The sequence below is a fragment of the Micromonospora violae genome, assembly GCF_004217135.1.
In the GTDB taxonomy this organism is placed as follows: domain Bacteria; phylum Actinomycetota; class Actinomycetes; order Mycobacteriales; family Micromonosporaceae; genus Micromonospora; species Micromonospora violae.
Genome location: NZ_SHKK01000001.1, coordinates 4,712,066 through 4,729,435, shown reverse-complemented (window position 1 = coordinate 4,729,435; position 17,370 = coordinate 4,712,066). Strand labels below are relative to the sequence as shown.

The 17,370-nt window shown below is 67.8% G+C and carries 19 protein-coding genes; 12 read left to right on the top strand and 7 right to left on the bottom strand.

Annotation, left to right across the window (positions count from 1 at the left end; all coding sequences use genetic code 11):
* The first annotated feature begins 108 nt into the window (after positions 1-108).
* The 5 genes from EV382_RS21010 to EV382_RS20990 all read left to right on the top strand — a co-directional run bounded on the left by EV382_RS21010 (position 109) and on the right by EV382_RS20990 (position 6,060).
* Positions 109-1,164 carry an ABC transporter ATP-binding protein gene (locus tag EV382_RS21010; protein ID WP_165435935.1) on the top strand — a complete coding sequence of 352 codons (1,056 nt, stop codon included), beginning with the start codon at positions 109-111 and terminating at the stop codon, positions 1,162-1,164.
* The gene (locus tag EV382_RS21005) at positions 1,161-2,171 is read left to right on the top strand and encodes an ABC transporter ATP-binding protein (protein ID WP_130404427.1); all 1,011 of its coding nucleotides are present in this window, start codon (positions 1,161-1,163) and stop codon (positions 2,169-2,171) included. The genes EV382_RS21010 and EV382_RS21005 overlap by 4 nt, the downstream gene beginning before the upstream one ends.
* Complete coding sequence (locus tag EV382_RS21000) at positions 2,168-3,175, top strand: ABC transporter permease (protein ID WP_130404425.1); 1,008 nt, start codon at positions 2,168-2,170, stop codon at positions 3,173-3,175. Before EV382_RS21005 ends, EV382_RS21000 begins: the two co-directional genes overlap by 4 nt.
* 10 nt (positions 3,176-3,185) lie before the next feature.
* On the top strand, positions 3,186-4,172 hold the full coding sequence (locus EV382_RS20995) for an ABC transporter permease (RefSeq protein WP_130404423.1): 987 nt from the start codon (positions 3,186-3,188) through the stop codon (positions 4,170-4,172).
* 145 nt (positions 4,173-4,317) lie between these two features.
* Positions 4,318-6,060, top strand: coding sequence for an ABC transporter substrate-binding protein (locus EV382_RS20990; protein ID WP_130404421.1), 1,743 nt, complete (start codon positions 4,318-4,320; stop codon positions 6,058-6,060).
* 261 nt (positions 6,061-6,321) lie between these two features.
* On the opposite strand, the gene EV382_RS20985 is transcribed toward EV382_RS20990, so the two are convergent.
* Positions 6,322-7,725, bottom strand: coding sequence for a serine/threonine-protein kinase (locus tag EV382_RS20985; RefSeq protein ID WP_165435838.1), 1,404 nt, complete (start codon positions 7,723-7,725; stop codon positions 6,322-6,324).
* A gap of 242 nt (positions 7,726-7,967) precedes the next feature.
* A complete protein-coding gene (locus EV382_RS20980; RefSeq protein ID WP_425271914.1) occupies positions 7,968-8,711 on the bottom strand; it encodes a helix-turn-helix domain-containing protein in 744 nt (247 codons plus the stop codon).
* 153 nt (positions 8,712-8,864) lie between these two features.
* Here EV382_RS20980 and EV382_RS33560 point away from each other — a divergent pair, with 153 nt between their 5' ends.
* A complete protein-coding gene (locus EV382_RS33560; protein ID WP_244236775.1) occupies positions 8,865-9,029 on the top strand; it encodes a hypothetical protein in 165 nt (54 codons plus the stop codon).
* A gap of 22 nt (positions 9,030-9,051) precedes the next feature.
* Positions 9,052-10,203, top strand: coding sequence for a helix-turn-helix domain-containing protein (locus tag EV382_RS20975; RefSeq protein WP_244236774.1), 1,152 nt, complete (start codon positions 9,052-9,054; stop codon positions 10,201-10,203).
* Positions 10,204-10,318: 115 nt separating this feature from the next.
* Here EV382_RS20975 and EV382_RS20970 read toward each other — a convergent pair whose 3' ends face one another.
* The gene (locus tag EV382_RS20970; RefSeq protein ID WP_130404413.1) at positions 10,319-10,744 is read right to left on the bottom strand and encodes an SRPBCC family protein; all 426 of its coding nucleotides are present in this window, start codon (positions 10,742-10,744) and stop codon (positions 10,319-10,321) included.
* A gap of 18 nt (positions 10,745-10,762) precedes the next feature.
* Positions 10,763-11,773: an aldo/keto reductase gene (locus EV382_RS20965; protein WP_130404411.1), complete on the bottom strand. Its 1,011-nt coding sequence runs from the start codon at positions 11,771-11,773 to the stop codon at positions 10,763-10,765.
* A 138-nt stretch (positions 11,774-11,911) separates the two neighbouring features.
* On the opposite strand from EV382_RS20965, the gene EV382_RS20960 reads away from it, so the two are divergent.
* Together EV382_RS20960 and EV382_RS20955 are read left to right on the top strand one after the other, a co-directional pair.
* A complete protein-coding gene (locus tag EV382_RS20960) occupies positions 11,912-12,811 on the top strand; it encodes a LysR substrate-binding domain-containing protein (protein ID WP_130404409.1) in 900 nt (299 codons plus the stop codon).
* A gap of 96 nt (positions 12,812-12,907) precedes the next feature.
* The gene (locus EV382_RS20955; protein ID WP_130404407.1) at positions 12,908-13,777 is read left to right on the top strand and encodes an AraC family transcriptional regulator; all 870 of its coding nucleotides are present in this window, start codon (positions 12,908-12,910) and stop codon (positions 13,775-13,777) included.
* A gap of 34 nt (positions 13,778-13,811) precedes the next feature.
* Here EV382_RS20955 and EV382_RS20950 read toward each other — a convergent pair whose 3' ends face one another.
* Positions 13,812-14,546 (bottom strand): VOC family protein, encoded by a 735-nt coding sequence (locus EV382_RS20950; RefSeq protein ID WP_130404405.1) that lies wholly within the window; start codon positions 14,544-14,546, stop codon positions 13,812-13,814.
* 26 nt (positions 14,547-14,572) lie between these two features.
* Here EV382_RS20950 and EV382_RS33835 point away from each other — a divergent pair, with 26 nt between their 5' ends.
* Positions 14,573-14,809 (top strand): AAA family ATPase, encoded by a 237-nt coding sequence (locus tag EV382_RS33835; protein WP_341870172.1) that lies wholly within the window; start codon positions 14,573-14,575, stop codon positions 14,807-14,809.
* Here EV382_RS33835 and tnpB read toward each other — a convergent pair.
* Together tnpB and EV382_RS20935 are read right to left on the bottom strand one after the other, a co-directional pair.
* Positions 14,746-16,125 (bottom strand): IS607 family element RNA-guided endonuclease TnpB, encoded by a 1,380-nt coding sequence (tnpB, locus tag EV382_RS20940; protein ID WP_130404403.1) that lies wholly within the window; start codon positions 16,123-16,125, stop codon positions 14,746-14,748. The genes EV382_RS33835 and tnpB overlap by 64 nt on opposite strands.
* Positions 16,122-16,400 carry a recombinase family protein gene (locus EV382_RS20935; RefSeq protein ID WP_130404401.1) on the bottom strand — a complete coding sequence of 93 codons (279 nt, stop codon included), beginning with the start codon at positions 16,398-16,400 and terminating at the stop codon, positions 16,122-16,124. Before EV382_RS20935 ends, tnpB begins: the two co-directional genes overlap by 4 nt.
* A gap of 40 nt (positions 16,401-16,440) precedes the next feature.
* Between EV382_RS20935 and EV382_RS20930 the strand changes: the two genes are divergently transcribed.
* Positions 16,441-16,863 (top strand): AAA family ATPase, encoded by a 423-nt coding sequence (locus EV382_RS20930; RefSeq protein WP_130409057.1) that lies wholly within the window; start codon positions 16,441-16,443, stop codon positions 16,861-16,863.
* 136 nt (positions 16,864-16,999) lie between these two features.
* Positions 17,000-17,368: a nuclear transport factor 2 family protein gene (locus EV382_RS20925; protein WP_425271997.1), complete on the top strand. Its 369-nt coding sequence runs from the start codon at positions 17,000-17,002 to the stop codon at positions 17,366-17,368.
* The last annotated feature ends 2 nt before the right edge of the window (positions 17,369-17,370 follow it).

Below are 17,370 nucleotides of genomic sequence, written 5' to 3'. Positions count from 1 at the left end.
TTACTTTCACCCTCGGGACTTTCCTGTAAGTTCTCTTCGTCACTGAGGGAGGTGGCCGTGGACAGCTCGGAATCCTCGGCGTCCGGCGAACCGGACGACCGTCCCGTCGTGCCGGCCCAGCGCTCCGACCAGGACGCCTACCTGCGGGTACGTGACCTGCGGGTCCGGTTCGACACCGAGGACGGCGTGGTGCGCGCGGTCGACGGGGTGTCGTTCGCCGTCGAGCGGGGCCGCACCCTCGGCATCGTCGGTGAGTCCGGCTCCGGCAAGAGCGTCACCTCGCTGGCCATCCTCGGCCTGCACGACCCGAAACGGACCACCATCACCGGGGAGATCTCGGTGGGCGGCCGGCAGGTGGTCGGTCTCGGAGACGATGAGGTACGCCGGCTGCGCGGCCGCGACATGGCGATGATCTTCCAGGACCCGCTGTCGGCGCTGCACCCGTACTACACGGTGGGCCGGCAGATCGCCGAGGCGTACCGGGTGCATCACCCCAAGGTCAGCCGGCGCGCGGCCCGTCAGCGGGCGATCGACATGTTGGACCGGGTCGGCATTCCGCAGCCGGCACGCCGCTTCGACCAGTACCCGCACGAGTTCTCCGGCGGCATGCGCCAGCGGGCGATGATCGCGATGTCCCTGGTCAACGACCCGGCGCTGCTGATCGCCGACGAGCCGACCACCGCGCTGGACGTCACCGTCCAGGCGCAGATCCTGGACCTGCTCGCCGACCTCCAGTCCGAGTTCCACTCCGCGATCATCCTGATCACCCACGACCTCGGCGTGGTCGGCCAGGTCGCCGACGACGTGCTGGTCATGTACGGCGGGCGCGCCGTCGAGCGGGGCAGCGTCGAGCAGGTGCTCCGTGCGCCGCAGCATCCGTACACCTGGGGGTTGCTCTCCAGCGTGCCGTCGCTGCACGGCGACGCCGACGCGGACCTGGTGCCCATCCCCGGCAACCCACCCAGCCTGATCAATCTGCCGTCCGGCTGCGCCTTCCACCCGCGCTGCCGGTACGCGGACCGTGCCGGCGACCGGTCCGCCACCGAGGTCCCCGAGCTGCGCCCGGCCGGCGCGGACGGCCACCTGGTCGCCTGTCACCTCAGCGCGGCGGACCGTGCCACGTTCTACGCCGAGGACATCGCACGAGTGGGGGTGGCCCTGTGACGGACGAACCACTGCTGCGGGTACGCGGGCTGAGCAAGCACTTCCCGGTACGTCAGGGGCTGCGCGCCACCGGTCTGGTGCGGGCGGTCGACGGGCTCGACTTCGACGTGCGCCCGGGCGAGACGCTCGGCCTGGTGGGGGAGTCGGGCTGCGGCAAGACCACCACCGGCCGGATGCTGGTGCGGCTGCTGGAGCCGACGAGCGGCAGCATCGAGTTCGACGGGCGGGACATCACGCACGCCGGCCGCCGCGAGCTGCGCCCGCTGCGCCAGGAACTTCAGATCATCTTCCAGGACCCGTACGCCTCGCTGAACCCTCGGCACACCGTGGGCCGGATCGTGGCGATGCCGCTGCAGGTCAACGGGATCAAGCCGCCGGGCGGGATCAAGGCCCGGGTGCAGGAGTTGCTGGAGCTGGTCGGGCTGAACCCGGAGCACTACAACCGGTACCCGCACGAGTTCTCCGGCGGGCAACGTCAGCGCATCGGCATCGCCCGCGCGTTGGCCCTGCGGCCGAAGCTGATCGTCGCGGACGAGCCGGTGAGCGCGCTGGACGTGTCGATCCAGGCGCAGGTCGTCAACCTGCTGCGTGACCTGCAACGTGAGCTCGGCCTGGCGTTCGTGTTCATCGCGCACGACCTGGCCGTGGTGCGGCACTTCTGCCAGCGGGTCGCCGTCATGTACCTGGGTCGGATCGTGGAGATCGGCGACCGGGAGGACATCTACGAGCGCCCGCAGCACCCGTACACCAGGGCGTTGCTCTCGGCGATCCCGGACGTCACCCAGCTCGGCCCGGCGGGTCGGATCCGGCTGACCGGTGACGTGCCCACTCCGCTCGACCCGCCGTCGGGTTGCCGGTTCCGCACCCGGTGCTGGAAGGCGCAGGACATCTGCGCCACCGAGGAGCCCGCGCTGGTTCCGCGCGACGGCGGCAACCAGGCCACCGCGTGTCACTTCCCCGAGTCTGCGGAGTCGGCCACCCAGGTCTTCGAGGAGGTGTCGTCGTGAGCCTGTCCCCGGTGGAGGGCGTGGCGCTGGCCGAGATCGAGTCCGGCACGGACGCGGGCGGACCGGCCGCGAAGGGCGTCGTCGGCCGCTCGCCCGGTCAGCTGGCCTGGTTGCGGCTGCGCCGCGACCGGACGGCGATGGTCAGCGGCGTACTCCTGGTCTTCTTCATGGTGTTGGGGTTGGCCGCCCCGCTGATCGAGATGGTCTACGGGATCGGCCCGCGGGAGCAGTTCCAGAACCTGCTGGACGGCTTCGGCATGCCGCTGGGCTACGCCGGCGGGGTCACCGGCGAGCACTGGTTCGGTCTGGAGCCGGGGTTGGGTCGGGACATCTTCATCCGGCTGATCTACGGGCTGCGGACCTCGCTGTTCATCGCGTTCGCGGCGGCCCTGATCACGGCGACGATCGGGGTTGTGCTGGGCGCGCTCGCCGGTTACCTGGGCGGCTGGCTCGACGCGGTGATCAACTGGATCACCGACCTGACCCTGGCCATGCCGTTCCTCATCATCGCGCTGGCCCTCACGCCCACCATCACGCTGCGCTTCTACGGCGAGCGGGGGCAGGTGTCGTCCGCCTTCGGGGTGGGGGTGCTGATCGCCGTCTTCGCCATCTTCGGCTGGACCAGCACCGCCCGGCTGGTCCGCGGGCAGGTGATCGCGCTGCGCGAGCGGGAGTTCGTGGAGGCGGCCAAGGCCAGCGGTGCCGGGCTGGGGCACATGCTCTTCCGGCAGTTGCTGCCGAACATCTGGGCACCGATCCTGGTGTCGTTCTCCCTGGCGGTGCCGCAGTTCATCACCAGCGAGGCGGCGCTGTCGTTCATCGGCGTCGGCCTCAGCGACGAGACGCCGAGCTTCGGCCGAATGATCTACCGCAGTCTGGACTTCCTCCAGACCGACCCGGCGTACGTGTTCTTCCCGGGCATCACGATCTTCGCGCTGGTGTTCGCCTTCAACCTCTTCGGCGACGCGTTGCGGGACGCGCTCGACCCGAAGTCGTCCCGGTAGGGGTCAAATCATGGCGCGATTTCTGCTCAAGCGACTTTTCTCCGCCACGCTGACCCTCTTCGCGGTGAGCGTGTTGACCTTCCTGATGTTCTTCGCGCTGCCGCGCGACCCGGTCAGCAGCATCTGCTCGAAGAACTGCAACCCGGAGCGGCTGGAGCGGGTCCGCGACGACCTGGGCCTGAACGACCCGCTGATCAGCCAGTACGCCGGTTACATGAAGGGCATCGTGACCGGTCGGGACCTGGGCAGCGCCCAGGGTGGCCGGTGCGACGCGCCCTGCCTGGGCTGGTCGTACGTCACCAACGAGGCCGTCTCGGACACCATCGCCCGGGTGCTGCCGGTGACGCTGAGCATCGTGATCCCGGCGGCCGTCCTCTGGTTGCTGCTCGGGGTGGGGCTCGGCATGGTGTCCGCGCTGCGTCGGGGCACCTGGCTGGACCGGCTGGCCATCGGTTTCTCGTTGACCGGCGCGTCGTTGCAGCTGTACTTCGTGGGCGCGGTGCTGCTGCTGGTGTTCGTCTACAACCTGCGGCTGCTGCCGGTGCCGAGCTACACCTCGATATTCGACAACCCGGCGAAGTGGGCCAGTGGGTTGGTGCTCGCCTGGGTGGCGTTGGCCTTCCTCTTCTCGGCCATCTACGCCCGGTTGTCCCGGGCGCAGATGTTGGAGACGTTGTCGGAGGACTTCGTCCGGACCGCGCGGGCCAAGGGCCTGGCCAAACCCAAGGTGTACGGGCGGCACGCGCTGCGCGCGGCGATCACTCCGGTGGTGACGATCGCCGGGTTGGACGTGGGCGGGGCGCTGGGCGGGACGGTGATCACCGAGACGACGTTCGGCATTCAAGGGCTGGGGCGTACGGCGGTGGACGCGGTGCGCTCGGGTGACCTGCCCACCATCATGGCCACCGTGCTGATCGCCGCGGTCTTCGTGGTGCTGGCGAACGTGCTGGTGGACCTGCTCTACGCGGCCATCGACCCACGGGTGCGGCTGCGTTGAGCCGTCGGTGACCAGGGCACGGTTGCTGGCGAAATTTATCGACAACTGTTACATAAATCGTAGGTTTTCTTCCTTACGATCCTCGGGACGTCGGTGGTTCTCGCCCCGACGAAACCGCACGGCACATGGGTGAAGGGGGTACTTCATGCGACCACGCGTGGCGGTTGCCGCAGGCGGCGCGATCGCTCTGGTTGTGGCATTGGGTGCGTGCTCGAAGAACACGGGCGAGGGCACCACGGTGAACACCGACCGGCAGCAGACCGGGGTCATCGCGACCGACCCCAAGGACTCGCAGGGCCCGGCGGCCGAGGTGAGCGGCGCGGTGAAGGGCGGCACCTTCACCATCATCCGGGAGTCGCCGATCTCCCACCTGGACCCGCAGCGGACGTACTCGTTCGCCGGTCTGATGGCCAGCCCGCTCTTCGCCCGCTACCTGACCACCTGGAAGGACGACGGCAAGGGCGGCCTGGTCCTGGTGGGCGACCTGGCGGAGACGCCGGGCAAGAACGTCAACAACGACTGCAAGGTCTGGGAATTCACGATCAAGGACGGGGTGAAGTTCGAGGACGGCCGCCCGATCACCTCCAAGGAGATCGCGTACGGCATCGCCCGCTCCTTCGACCCGGACATCTCCGGCGGCCCGACCTACGTCCAGGAGTGGCTGGCCGACAGCCCGCAGTTCGACACCAAGTGGGACTTCAAGAAGAACAAGACGTCGCTGCCGCCCGGCCTGAGCACGCCGGACGCGAAGACGCTGCGCTTCGAGTTCGCGAAGCCCCGCTGTGACCTGCCGTTCGCGGTCTCGCTGCCGACCACCGCGCCGCTGCCCGCCGACAAGGACACCGGCGTCGACCTGGACAAGCAGCCGTTCTCGTCGGGTCCGTACAAGATCGCCAAGAACCAGGTCGGTGTGCAGCTGACCCTGGACCGCAACCCCAACTGGGACCCGGCCACCGACCCGGTGCGGCACCAGTACCCGGACCAGTTCGTCTGGACCTTCGGCCCCACCGCGGACGCGGCCAACAACCGGGTGATCGCCGACAACGGCGCCGACCAGAGCGCGCTCGCCTTCAACGCCGTGCCCGCCTCGCTGGTCGCCAAGGTGGTCGGTGACGCCACGCTGAAGTCGCGCAGCATCCTGTCGCCGACGCCGAGCGCCAACCAACTCGTCATCAACAACCAGCGGGTCAAGGACCTGAAGGTCCGCCAGGCGCTCAACTACGCCATCGACCGCGAAGGCATGATCAAGGCGCTCGGTGGTCAGACCGTCGCCGCGCCGCTGACCACGCTCATGCCGCCGGCCACCATCGGCTACAAGGCGTACGAGGCGTACCCGGCCGGACCGAACGGTGACGTCGCCAAGGCCAAGGAACTGCTCGGCGGTCAGACGCCCGAGCTGGTCCTCGGTGTCGCCGACAACTCGACCGAGCAGCAGCAGGGCGCCCAGCTCAAGGCCAATCTGGAGCGTGCCGGCTTCAAGATCACGCTGCGGAACATCTCGGACGACGCCAAGCTCGACGAGATCAAGAAGAAGGACAACCCCTGGGACCTGTACATCGGTAACTGGGCGGCGGACTGGCCGAGCGGGGCCTCGATCCTGCCGGTGCTCTACGACGGTCGCACCATCAAGGCCGAGGGCAACAGCAACCAGTCCTACTTCAACGACCCGACGATCAACGCCGAGATGGACCGCATCCTGGCGCTGGCCCCGGCCGAGCAGGGCCCGGAGTGGGCCAAGCTCGACGAGCGGATCATGAAGGAGTACGCGCCGGTGGTGCCGCTCTACGTCGACGTGGCCTACAACGTGCACGGCTCCAAGGCCGGCGGGGTCTTCATCTCCAGCGTCTTCGGCTACCCGTCGTTCGTGAACGCGCACGTCAAGCCGTAAATCACACCGCAGACCAGAAGGGTCCCCAACCGACAACGTCGTCGGGAGGGGACCCTTCTGTTTCGCCGGGCGATGCGTCCCGGCAAGTGCCAATCTTCAATCCATAAGCCTGAGCGAGGCGAAGGTCTTGTTCGTCAAGCCGGACGACTTTGTTGCTGACATGTATAAGATCATGTTGAATGACAGCGAACCAACCGATATCCTTCGACTGCGTCCTCCGGATATCCGCTTTCGGCGTGCGTGGAGCGTGCGGGACACGTATTAGAGGCCGATTGCCGCATTGAACATGTCGAGGATCAGATCAGGAGTCGCTACCTCTTTCATGATCTGAAACCTGTCGGGTGCCGTGAAGTTACTGCCGTCCCAACTGATTGACGACGGAGGTGCCCCCACCCCGCCCATGCGACTCATCGAGGTATGGACAGTCGCGAACCTGACGATTATCCACCGTGGTGCATCGTCCTGCCAGACGCATACCAGGTTTGCCGGACTAACTCCTGCCCCGAAATCCCCTTCTCGCATGGCAACAAGGCTTCCCACCAGGAGAAGTGGCGTGAGCGGCGATTTGGGCTCCTCCAGCGTCAGCATAAGGCGGAAGTCACCGACGATGAAGTAGGGGTAGCCGCGCGACCCTTCCTCGCCAGTAGTTACCTCCGGGTCGAAATCCGTCAGCGTGCTGACAACAGAATTCCATAGATACTGTAAAGCCTGGCGGGCATGTTGTTGTTGTTCATGATGAACTCTGATGGCGTTGATCCGAGTCTCGTTCTCCATCCGGAGCTCTGCTCCGAAGGCGCGCATGCGCTGCACGCCAATCTGCCAATCGGCGGTCATTGGCCGAGGGGTTAGAGCGTCCACTACTCGCCGGGCATCCGGTGGCCGAGAGGCCGGCTCCTTGGAGAGCAAATCGAGAATTAGGGCACGGAGTGAAGCGTCAACTGAGGCCGGGAGAGTTGGGGCGACCGTCAAGTGCTGATGCCGAAAATCAGGCCCTGGAAACGCCTTTTCTCCGGTCACAAGCTCGTAGCCGACGCAACCGAGAGCATAGAGGTCGCTCGCCACGCGCTCCACCGTGCCGATTGAGAATAGTTCCGGCGCGCGGTACTCCAAGGTGCCTCCGCCTCGAAAGGTGTGGGAAGCGGTCGCCGCAGCCATGGCCCGCGAGATTCCGAAGTCGGCCAGATGCCAGCGACCGTCGATTTCTAGGATGTTTGGTGGCTTGATGTCACGATGGACGACGCCAGCTGCGGCAAGTTCTCGCATGCCCTTGGCAAGATGTCTCAGGATGTCGATTGCTTCGGGTGTTGCGAGCGGGGCCCGCTGTCCTATCAGCTCAGCAAGGTTCCGGCGAGCGAGCGGCATTACGAAGATTAATTCGTTTGTGCCCCTCGCCAAGTCGAGGAGCGGAACTAGATGACCGTCCGACTCCGTCGGAAGCTGCCGCCAGACCTCGACCTCGCGCTCGGCTAGTGCCCTGTCCGCAGGAGATCCGGCGCGGAATTTGACGACCTTGACGGCAACGCTCCTTGTGTCGTCGGTCGTGCCGCGGTAGACCGTTCCGTAGCTGCCGGGGTCTCCGACACGGTCGGATTCGTCATAGTGGTAGATCCTTCCGGATTCCGCCTCAAATTCGCTCAAGAAGCCCTCACATGTTCTCTGTGTCATCTCGTCACTCTTAAATGACCTTAGCGAATCTACCCGCTTACTTAAGGGCCCGACTGGCCCGAAGGAGTTCCAATGCTCGACCACGGACAATAGCCCGTGTAGCTCCCGTAGAAACTGATTCAACATGAATCATGAGCGTGCGACTGGCGTCCTAGCCCGCTGCCGGCCGGCAGCACATTGGAGCAGCCTTGATTGACGTGAGGCTGCCGCGCAGCGGCCCGTGGGCGAATTGGCGAAGTGTCCTATTCGGGCAACCTGTTGTACTGGTCGAGCGTCGCCTTGGACGTGGAAGCGTCCCGGAAGGTCAGCTCCCACGGGCCGGTGTTGACGTCCATGTCCTTGCCGAACCCGACCCATTTCCCGGCCATCCGTCGGCCAGTGGGCTCCACCAGTAGTTGGATCGCACCGTGGTACCGGGCTCCCCGGTAGTAGCCAATGGGATCGGTTTGCTCGACCCAGGTACCGGTGACCACGGCACCGTCCACGGTGAGATCCAATGACAGCGACGATGCCGCCGAGCCGGGCAGGCTCCGCACGGTTAGCCGGTCGCCGTGCTGGAGTACTACCACGAAGTGCTGACCGGCGAAGGAATCTCCTCGGCCGCTGGAGTGGTATTGGTAGCGGCTGAGCCAGACGCCCTCGTGCGACCCGTGAACTGCAAGGGGCTTGGGCGTTGGCGTGGCGAGGCTGGATAGGGGCGAGGTCAGGTCGTGGCCGCCGCGTTGGTCGTCGACGGCTTGGCCCTCGGGTATCGCGGCGAAGCCGAGCAGCGAGATTGGCAGACCGGTGACGACCTCCAACGCGCGGGCGTACACGGGCCGTGGTGCGGCGATCGCGCCTGACTCCCACCGTTGGACGAGTCTCTTGTTGGCGTCGTTGGGCTCGCCGACTCGGAGGCCGGCGGCTTGGAGCGCGCGGGCGAAGTCGTCCTGGCTCATGCGCATCCCGGTGCGGACCGCGCGTAGGGCGGTGTTCGGGGCATTCATGTTCGCCACAATAGCTGTGTGTCGCCTTAATGTCGCCTGTTGTGTGCCCGTGATGTCGTACTCTGTGCCGTCGCGCCTGACGACAGCTCGGCGGCATTGTGGACCTCACGCGACGGCTGATCCTGCCGAAGCGCCCCCGTAGCGGAGGTGATGATGCCTAGTTCTGACGATGAGCCGGTCAGCAGAGGCGAGCAGATCGACGCCGCCGAACGGGAGGAAGCCAAACGCCGGTTGCTCGCGCAGGCCGAGGCGGAGCGGATACCGGCGGACGAGACGACTCGGGCGGTGCCTGATCGGCGGTGGCGTGGTGAGCCGTGATCCGGTACCGATAGGTCGGCGGGTGGCTTATCTGCGGGTGCGGCGGAGGTTGTCGCAGCAGTCGTTCGCGGATCGGTTGGGGAAGTCGAAGAGCTGGGTGGACAAGGTCGAGCGTGGTGTTCGTTCCCTGGAGCGGGTGTCGACCATCCGGGAGATCGCGGCGGTGCTTCGGGTCGATCCCGCAGCCCTGCTTGGCCGGGACGTCCAGCCTGCTGGGGTGGTCGAGCGGCGTGAGGGTGTCGCGCGGATTCGAGCTGCGCTGTCGGCGTACCCGATGGTTCTTGGTCGCCCGACGGGCCGGGAGGTGATGTCGCCCGATCGGTTGGCTCGGGAGGTGCGGCAGGTGTGGATGACCTACCAACACGCGCGGTACCCGCGTCTGGTCGAGCTGCTACCCGCGTTGGTGACTGAGGTTCACCGCGCCTACGCGCAGGACCCGGAGGCCGGACGAGCCGCGCTGGTGGAGGCGTATCGGGTGACGGCGGCTCTCTTGGTCAAGCTGGGGGAGGGGAGCCTCGCATGGTTGGCCGCTGACCGGGCGATGTCCGCTGCCGCCGGTGACCGGGTGTTGCTGGCCTGCGCGGCGGTGCAGCTCGGCCAGGTGCTGCGGGGATCGTGGCGGGCAGGGGCGGTGATGCTGGCCGCCGCGCACCAGATCGGCCCAACTGACACCGGGCGATCGCCGGAGGAGTTGTCTCTGTGCGGTTCCCTGCTCGTGCAGGCCGCCCTGATCGCGGCGAGGGCGGGTGATGACCGGGCGGCCGGAAACCTGCTGGATGAGGCAGCCGAGCTGGCCGCTCGGGTGGGCGACGGGCATGACCATCACCGGACGACGTTCGGGCCGTCCGCCGTTGAGCTGGCGCGGGTCACCGCCGCTGTGGAGCTGGGTGACGGGCCTCGGGCGGTCGCCTGGCACGAGGAGGCGGTCGGGCGGGACGGGTGGCGGTGGCTGCCGGTCGAGTACCGAGCCGCGCATCTGATCGACGCGGCGCGCGCCTACCTGCAGACGAACGACCCCGCCAACGCGGCACGGGTCCTGTTGCGGGCTGAACGCACCGCACCCGCCGAGGTTCGCCACCGGCCAGCCGCACGGGAGGTGGTCGCCCAGGTCGCCCGCGACCCGGACGCTCCAGCGACGATCACCCAGCTCGCCGTCAACCTCGGGATCGTGTAGCCCACCCCAGGTGGGTGCGGATCACACCGCAGACCAGAAGGGTCCCCAACCGACAACGTCGTCGGGAGGGGACCCTTCTGTTCCTGCGGGGCATCTCGACGAGATCCCTCGCCGGTCAGGCGGCAGCCGTGGTGAGGGTCTGGTGCAGTGCTGCCAGGCCATCCCGGTAGATGCCGCGGAACAGGGTGGTGGCCTCTTCGTCGCTGACGCCAACCGGCGTGAAGGTGCCGGACCACTGCACGCGAGCCCCGTCCTCTCCGGGCACCTCGTGCACGGTGATGGTGGAGAGGTAGTCGGTGATGGGGAATGGCGCCTGGAGGATCGAGTAGCTGTAGCTGCGGGCCCCGTTGTCGAAGGCTTCGAGGCGCTCGACGATGACGCCGCCCTCCTCATTCTTGAGGGTGCGCACGCGTCCACCCTCGCTGAGTTCGCTGCTGGGGATGTACGGCAGCCAGTCGGGGAGCGAGTCGAAGCCGCCGATGAGCTGCCAGGTGCGTTCGGGCGTAACGGGGATGTCGATGAACTCGGTGGCGGTGGCCACGGGATCCTCCTCAGAACGTCAGGCGGCAGGGATGGGCGCGGTGTCGGCGATCAACTTCTGCTCGCGCAGGGCCGTCCAGAAGGCGGCCGGCACCGTTTCGCTGAGGGCGGCCACGTCTTCCGCGATGCGGCTGGGCTTCGTGGCGCCGGGGATCGCGGCGACCGTGGCCGGGTGGGCGAGGGAGAACTGCAGCGCGGCGGCCTTGATGCTGACCCCGTGTCGCGCGGCGATTGCCTTGATCCGCTCCACCTTGTCGATGATGGCCGCGGGTGCCTTCTGGTATTCGAAGTGCGTGCCGCCAGCGAGGATCCCCGAGCTGTACGGGCCACCGACGACGATGTCCACGTTCTGCGCCGAGGCGGACGGCAGCAGGCGCTGCAGGGCCCGGTCGTGGTCGAGGAGCGTGTAACGGCCGGCGAGGAGGAAGGCGTCGGGTATCGGCTCGTCGAGATCGAGGGTGAGTTCCAGCGGCTCGACGCGGTTGACGCCCAGGCCCCAGGCCTTGATGACGCCCTCGTCGCGCAGCTTCTGCAGGACGCGGAAGGCGCCCGTGCGGGCCGCCTCGTAGGCGGCCAGCCATTCGTCACCGTAGAAGTCCTGAGCGACGTCGTGCACCCACACGATGTCGAGGCGGTCGGTGTTGAGGCGCTTGAGGCTGTCCTCGATCGAGCGCAGGGTGGCCTCGGCGGTGTAATCATTGATCATCTTGTTCGGGCGGCCGTGCTCGAAGAGGCCACCCTTCTCGCCGAGGTCGCGGGCGGTGGTGTCCTCGATGTCGTCGAGGATGACGCGGCCGACCTTGGTGCTGAGGACGTACTCGTCGCGCGGGTGCTGGGACAGCACGTCGCCGAGGCGGATCTCGGAGAGACCCGCGCCGTAGAAGGGTGCGGTGTCGAAGTAGCGGATGCCCTGGTCCCACGCGGCCTGGACAGTGGCCGCCGCCTCCTCGTCGGGGATGGCGCGGAACATGTTGCCGAGCGGTGCGGTGCCGAACCCGAGCGGGCTGGGAAGAAGAGACTTGATCGTCATGAAATAACCCTCTTGATGTTTGCTATGCCGAATGAGAACGAATGTGCGATTGACCGGTCTTGCGTGGTCAACGTTAGGATCCAGTCATGAGACTGTCCAAGACTTACTTGGACTCAGTTGAGTCCTCCCAGGTCCGACATGCTTGACCTGCGACAACTCCGGTACTTCGTGGCCGTCGCCGAGGCCGAGCACGTCGGACGTGCTGCCGAACAGCTGCACATCTCCCAGTCGCCGCTCAGCCGGCAGATCGCCCAGCTCGAGAAGAACCTGGGCCTCACCCTCTTCGAGCGCAGCCAGCAGCGCATCCGGCTGACCTCCGACGGCCGTGTCTTCCTGACCGAGGCCCGCGCTCTGCTGCGCCACGCGGCCCGGCTGGAGAACCTCGGCCGCCGGCTCGGTCGCGGCGAGGAGGGCGGCCTGTGCATCGGGTACGTGGCCAACGCCATGCACACCGGCGTCCTGCCCACTGCCCTTCGCGCCCTACGTGAGGAGCGCCCCGGCATCCATGTCGCGCTGTACGACCAGGAGTCCGCTGAGCAGTTCGAAGGACTGCGTCAGCGCAGCCTGGACATCGCGCTGGTCCGCACACCGCCGCCCGAGGGCGACCCGGATCTGTTGGCGGCCCCGCTGCTTCAGGACCCGCTGCTGCTGGTGCTGCCGGCGACTCATCCCCTCGCCGAGCAGGAGGAGTTGACGCCCGATGACCTGAACGGGCAGCCGTGGATCGCGGTGGGTGACTCACAGGACCCGGCCTGGCGGGACGCGTTCGTCGCGTCGTGCGTGGCCGCCGGCTTCACGCCGGACATCGGCCTCAACGCGGCCGATCCGCTCACCGCGTTGGGCCTGGTCGCCTCCGGTCTCGGCCTCGCGCTCGTGCAGCGGAGCATGGTGCGTGGCACGACCGAGGGCATCATGGTGCGGGAAATTCCCTGGTACGGCGGGTCCGTGCAGCTGTGGGCCGCTTGGCACCGGGTCGACCTTCGGCCCGTGGTGGCATCGTTCCGCGAAACCGTCCTCGGGGAACAGCGCGCTGACTGAACCGTTCGGGAGTCCGGACACCTGATCGGATCGGACCGCTACGGTCGGGCGCGCGGTAGGGCCCCTCGGCCAGGCTTGACGTCGAAAGGAGGCCTCATGATCGCGGCACTCAACCGGCTGGTCGACCTACTCGAAGAGCACCTCACCGAGGAGTTCGACGTCGACGAAGTGGCCAGGGCCCTCGGCACCACCGAGTACCACCTGCGCCGGATGTTCTCGTCGTTGGCCGGCATGCCGCTGTCCGAGTACGTGCGCCGACGCCGCATGACCGTCGCCGCCGCCGACATCGTTCGAGGCGAGGACGATCTGCTGAGCATCGCCGTCCGACACGGATACGGCTCGACCGAGGCGTTCGGGCGTGCCTTCCGGGCGGTCCACGGTGCCAGCCCCGGTGACGTACGCCGCGACGGAGGCCCCCTTCGCACACAACCGCAGCTCAGGTTCCGCCTGACCGTCGAAGGGAGTATCCCCATGGACACCCGCATCGTCGACCGCCCCACGTTCCGGCTGGTCGGACACGCGGCCCGGGTTCCACTCGTCCACCACGGCATCAACCCGCACATCCAGCAGCACATCACCGGACTGCCACCGCAGGAGCACCTCCGGCTGAAGGCTCTCAGCGACACCGAGCCCGCCGGGCTGCTACAGGTCAGCGACGACGTCGACGCCGAGGCCACCGAGGGCAGCGAGCTGACCTACCTGCACGGGGTCGCGGTGTCCCGAGACACGCCGGTCCCCGACGACCTCGACGCCATCGAGGTGCCGGCCGGCCAGTGGGCGGTGTTCCGCACCGCCGGGCCTCACCCGCAGGCCCTGCAGAAGACCTGGGCGGCGACCGCGACCGAGTGGTTCCCGTCCAACCCGTGGCGACTGCGGCCGGGCCCCTCGCTGGTTGCCATCCTCGACCGGGCGGAGGACTTCAGCACCGCGACCTGCGAACTGTGGCTGCCCATCGAGCCAGCGTGACGGACCCGGGCGTACCCGCCCGGTGATCCTGTGGTCAGGCTGGAGTGAGCAGGCAGAACTCGTTGCCCTCCGGGTCGGCGAGAACCGTCCAATGCACAGCGCCGCCCAGGTCGATGACGGTGGCGCCGAGAGACTCCAGCCTGGCCGCCTCCGCCTTCAGGTCGTCGCCCGGGTACGGACGCACGTCGAGGTGGACGCGGTTCCACACGGTCTTCACATCGGGCGTGCGGACGAAATGCAGATAGGGGCCGACGTCCTTGGCGGAGCGCAGCACCGCGTCGTGGTCGGTCACCCGGTGCAGGGTCCAGTCAGTGGCCTCGCTCCAGAAACGGGCCATGGCGCGCGGATCCGCGCAGTCGACCACCACCCTGGCGATCGGTCCGGTGTCGCGGATCGGCTCCTGCCAGTCCAGCACGCAGAACTCGTTGCCCTCCGGGTCGGCCATGACCGTCCACGGAACGTCGCCCTGGCCCACATCGGCGAGGGTCGCGCCGAGACCCTTCAGGCGCGTGACCAGCTCCGCGTGATGGGCCGCCGAGGTGGTGGCGAGGTCGACGTGCACACGGTTCTTGACGGTCTTGGATTCCGGGGAGGCGACGAGGTCGATGCAGACGGCGGCGGGGTCGGGGTAGACGAAGCCCTCGGGTTCGAGGTTGGTCACGCTCGGCCCCTCGCTGGAGAGCTCCCAGCCGAGCACCTGCGCCCAGAAACCGCCGAGCGCGGCGTCGTCCCGAGCCTTCATGTTGATCTGAACCAGCCTCGTTGCCATGCCGTGGATGCTAACGGTGGACAGGCATGACCGGGGCACCCGTTTTGATCTCCCGGAGGCAGGGAATGGTGACGCGACCAACGCTGTTCCTGACCGTGGGCCTGCCGTGCACCGGCAAGACCACAGCCGCTCGCCGTATCGAAGCCGAGCACAATGCCCTGCGTCTGACGAAGGACGAATGGGTGAAGGCCGTTACCTCTCAGTGCGCTTTAGCGAGCACACGGTTGGTAGTCCTGCCTTGCGGCGGGACGGTCCCGGTCTGACCGGCGGATGCCGTGCCGGGTTCACGCTTCGTCGCCACCTGCCCGCGTACGCGGGTCTTCTGGTCGGCTCCACGTGCTGCCACCGGGCCACTCCCGGCGGTGTCGAACTCGGCCGCGAGGGCGGCCAGGTTCAAGGAGGCGTTGCGGTCCCGGTCGATGACCAGACCGCACGCCTGGCAGGTGTATTCGCGCTCGGACAGGGCCAGCTTGGTTTTCACCGTGCCGCAACCCGAGCAGGTCTTGGAGGACGGATACCAGCGGTCGGCCAGCAGCAGCCGGCCGCCGTTCCACCCGGTCTTGTACGCCAGTTGGCGACGGATCTCCGCGAACCCGGCGTCGGCGACGCACCGGGCCAGCTTGCGGTTGGCCAGCATCCCGGCCACGTTGAGGTCTTCGACCACGATGGTGGCGTGCTCACGCGCGAGCCGGGTGGTGAGCTTGTGCAGCCCGTCGCGGCGCAGATGAGCGACCCGGGCGTGCGCACGACCGAGCCGCGCAGCTGCCCGCTCCCACCGCTTCGACGGCCGTCTTGCGGTACGCCGGTCCGGGCCGGTCTTGCGTGACAGCGCCCGGCCCAACGAGCGCATGCGTCGCTGCGCGGCGGCTAGGTGGCGCGGGTTGTCGACCAACTCGCCAGTGGACAACACCGCAAGGTGCGTGATCCCGACGTCCACGCCAACGACCGACCGCGGCCGGGCAGGGGCGCCCTCGGCCCGTTCGACCTCGACGGTGAACGACACGTGCCAGCGTCCGCCGCCGCGCCGCACGGTCGCGGACATGATCCGGGCGGTGCCGTTGTCCAAACGCCGGGCGAGTTTGCGGGCCGACTCGTGCAGCTTCAACCGACCCAGCCTCGGCAGCACCACGTGCATGCGGTCGGGTTCGACCCGGATCGCCCCGGTGGTGAACCGCACGGATGGTGCAGTGCGGCGGCGGGACTTGAACCGGGGAAACCTGACCGGTCGCCCGGCCCGTGCGCCCCTGCGGGAGTCGGCCCAATTCTTCACGCCGCGCGCGAGGGCTTCCAAGCCGGTGTTGAACGCCTCCTTCGACACCTCACCCCACCACGGCGCAACCCCGGGCTTAGCGGCGTTCCACGCCTTGCGTAGACCAGCGAGGGACCATGACAGCGACGGCGTCAACGCCTCGTCCGGCACGCCGTAGGATCGCTCGGCGGTCCGCTGGTCCATGACCGCCTTGACCTTCACGAGCGCCCAGTTAAACGCGACCCGAGCCGCCCCAGCATGCGCGAGCACGTCACGTTCCTGGCCCGGGGTGAGGTCGAGGGCGAACCGGTACGCCTGGATCGTCTTCACACCCGAGCCTCGGCGGCGGCTTCGACTACGCGGCGGGCGCGGTTCGCGGCGGCGCGACGACCGGACAGGCGGGCGCACAGCGAGGCCACGCCGAGCTTCTGGCCGGTGACCCACACGGACACCCGGGCGACCTGACGGTCCAGATCCGCCTTCTGATCGGCCGACGACACCCGGGCATACACCACGGTCCGCCCGGCCTCGGCCGCCGTTCCAGTGACCGGATCTCCGACCATGACCAGGCGGCCGATCCGGTAGGTGGGCACGACGCCAACCATGCCGACCAGTGAGCACAACTGACGACCGACACGCCGGCAGCTGTCAGCCCTCTACGGGCACGAGAATCCGCCATCGGCTCAGGGCGTCATCGAAGGGCGGCTCATCGAGATCGGCCTGCGGGCCCTCGAACTCGGCAACAACGTGGTGATCGACTACGGCCTGTGGAGTCGAGACGAGCGCTCCGCGCTGCGGCAGGCGGCAGCCGACCTCGGTGCGACGGTAGAGCTGCGCTACTTCGAACTCACCCCTGCCGAGCAGCGCCGACGGCTCGATCAACGCCAGGCCGAAGCGCCACACACGACGTGGCCCATGTCCGACGAGGAACTCGCCGAGTGGGCTGCCATCATCGACGTCCCGACGCCAGGCGAACTCGCCGGCACCGAACCCATTGACGACCCACCGGCCGGTTTCGCGACATGGAACCAGTGGCGTACGCACCGCTGGCCGCCGTCGGTGTCCTGACACCATGCCGGCGTGACTGGAGGCGGGCCCCGCTAACGGAAAGTGTCCAAGATTCACGAAAGCAGCGCGCGCCAGCGACGAGCACCCCGAGGTGTCGGTGGTGAGGGCTAGGGTCCGGGCCGTGGATGACACCTCGATGGCCCGGCAGGCCGCGCACGCCTACGTCGATCTTCTGGAGCGCCGCGACTGGTCCGGGTTGGCCGCCCTGCTCACCGATGATGTGGTCTACGAGATGCCGCAGACCCGGGAGCGCATCCGTGGCAAGGACGCCTTCCTGCGGTTCAACACCGAGTACCCGGGCGACTGGCACCTCCACCCGATACGGGTGATCGCCGATGGCCGCCTCGCCGCCCTGTTGCTCGACGGTCGGGTGGGCGTCGAGCACCAGGACGCGTGCGTCTGGCTGGAGCTCTCCGAAGATGGGCTGATCAGCAAAATCGTTGACTACTGGCCCGAGCCGTACGAGCCGCCGCCGGGCCGGGAACACCTCGTGGAACGGTGGTGACT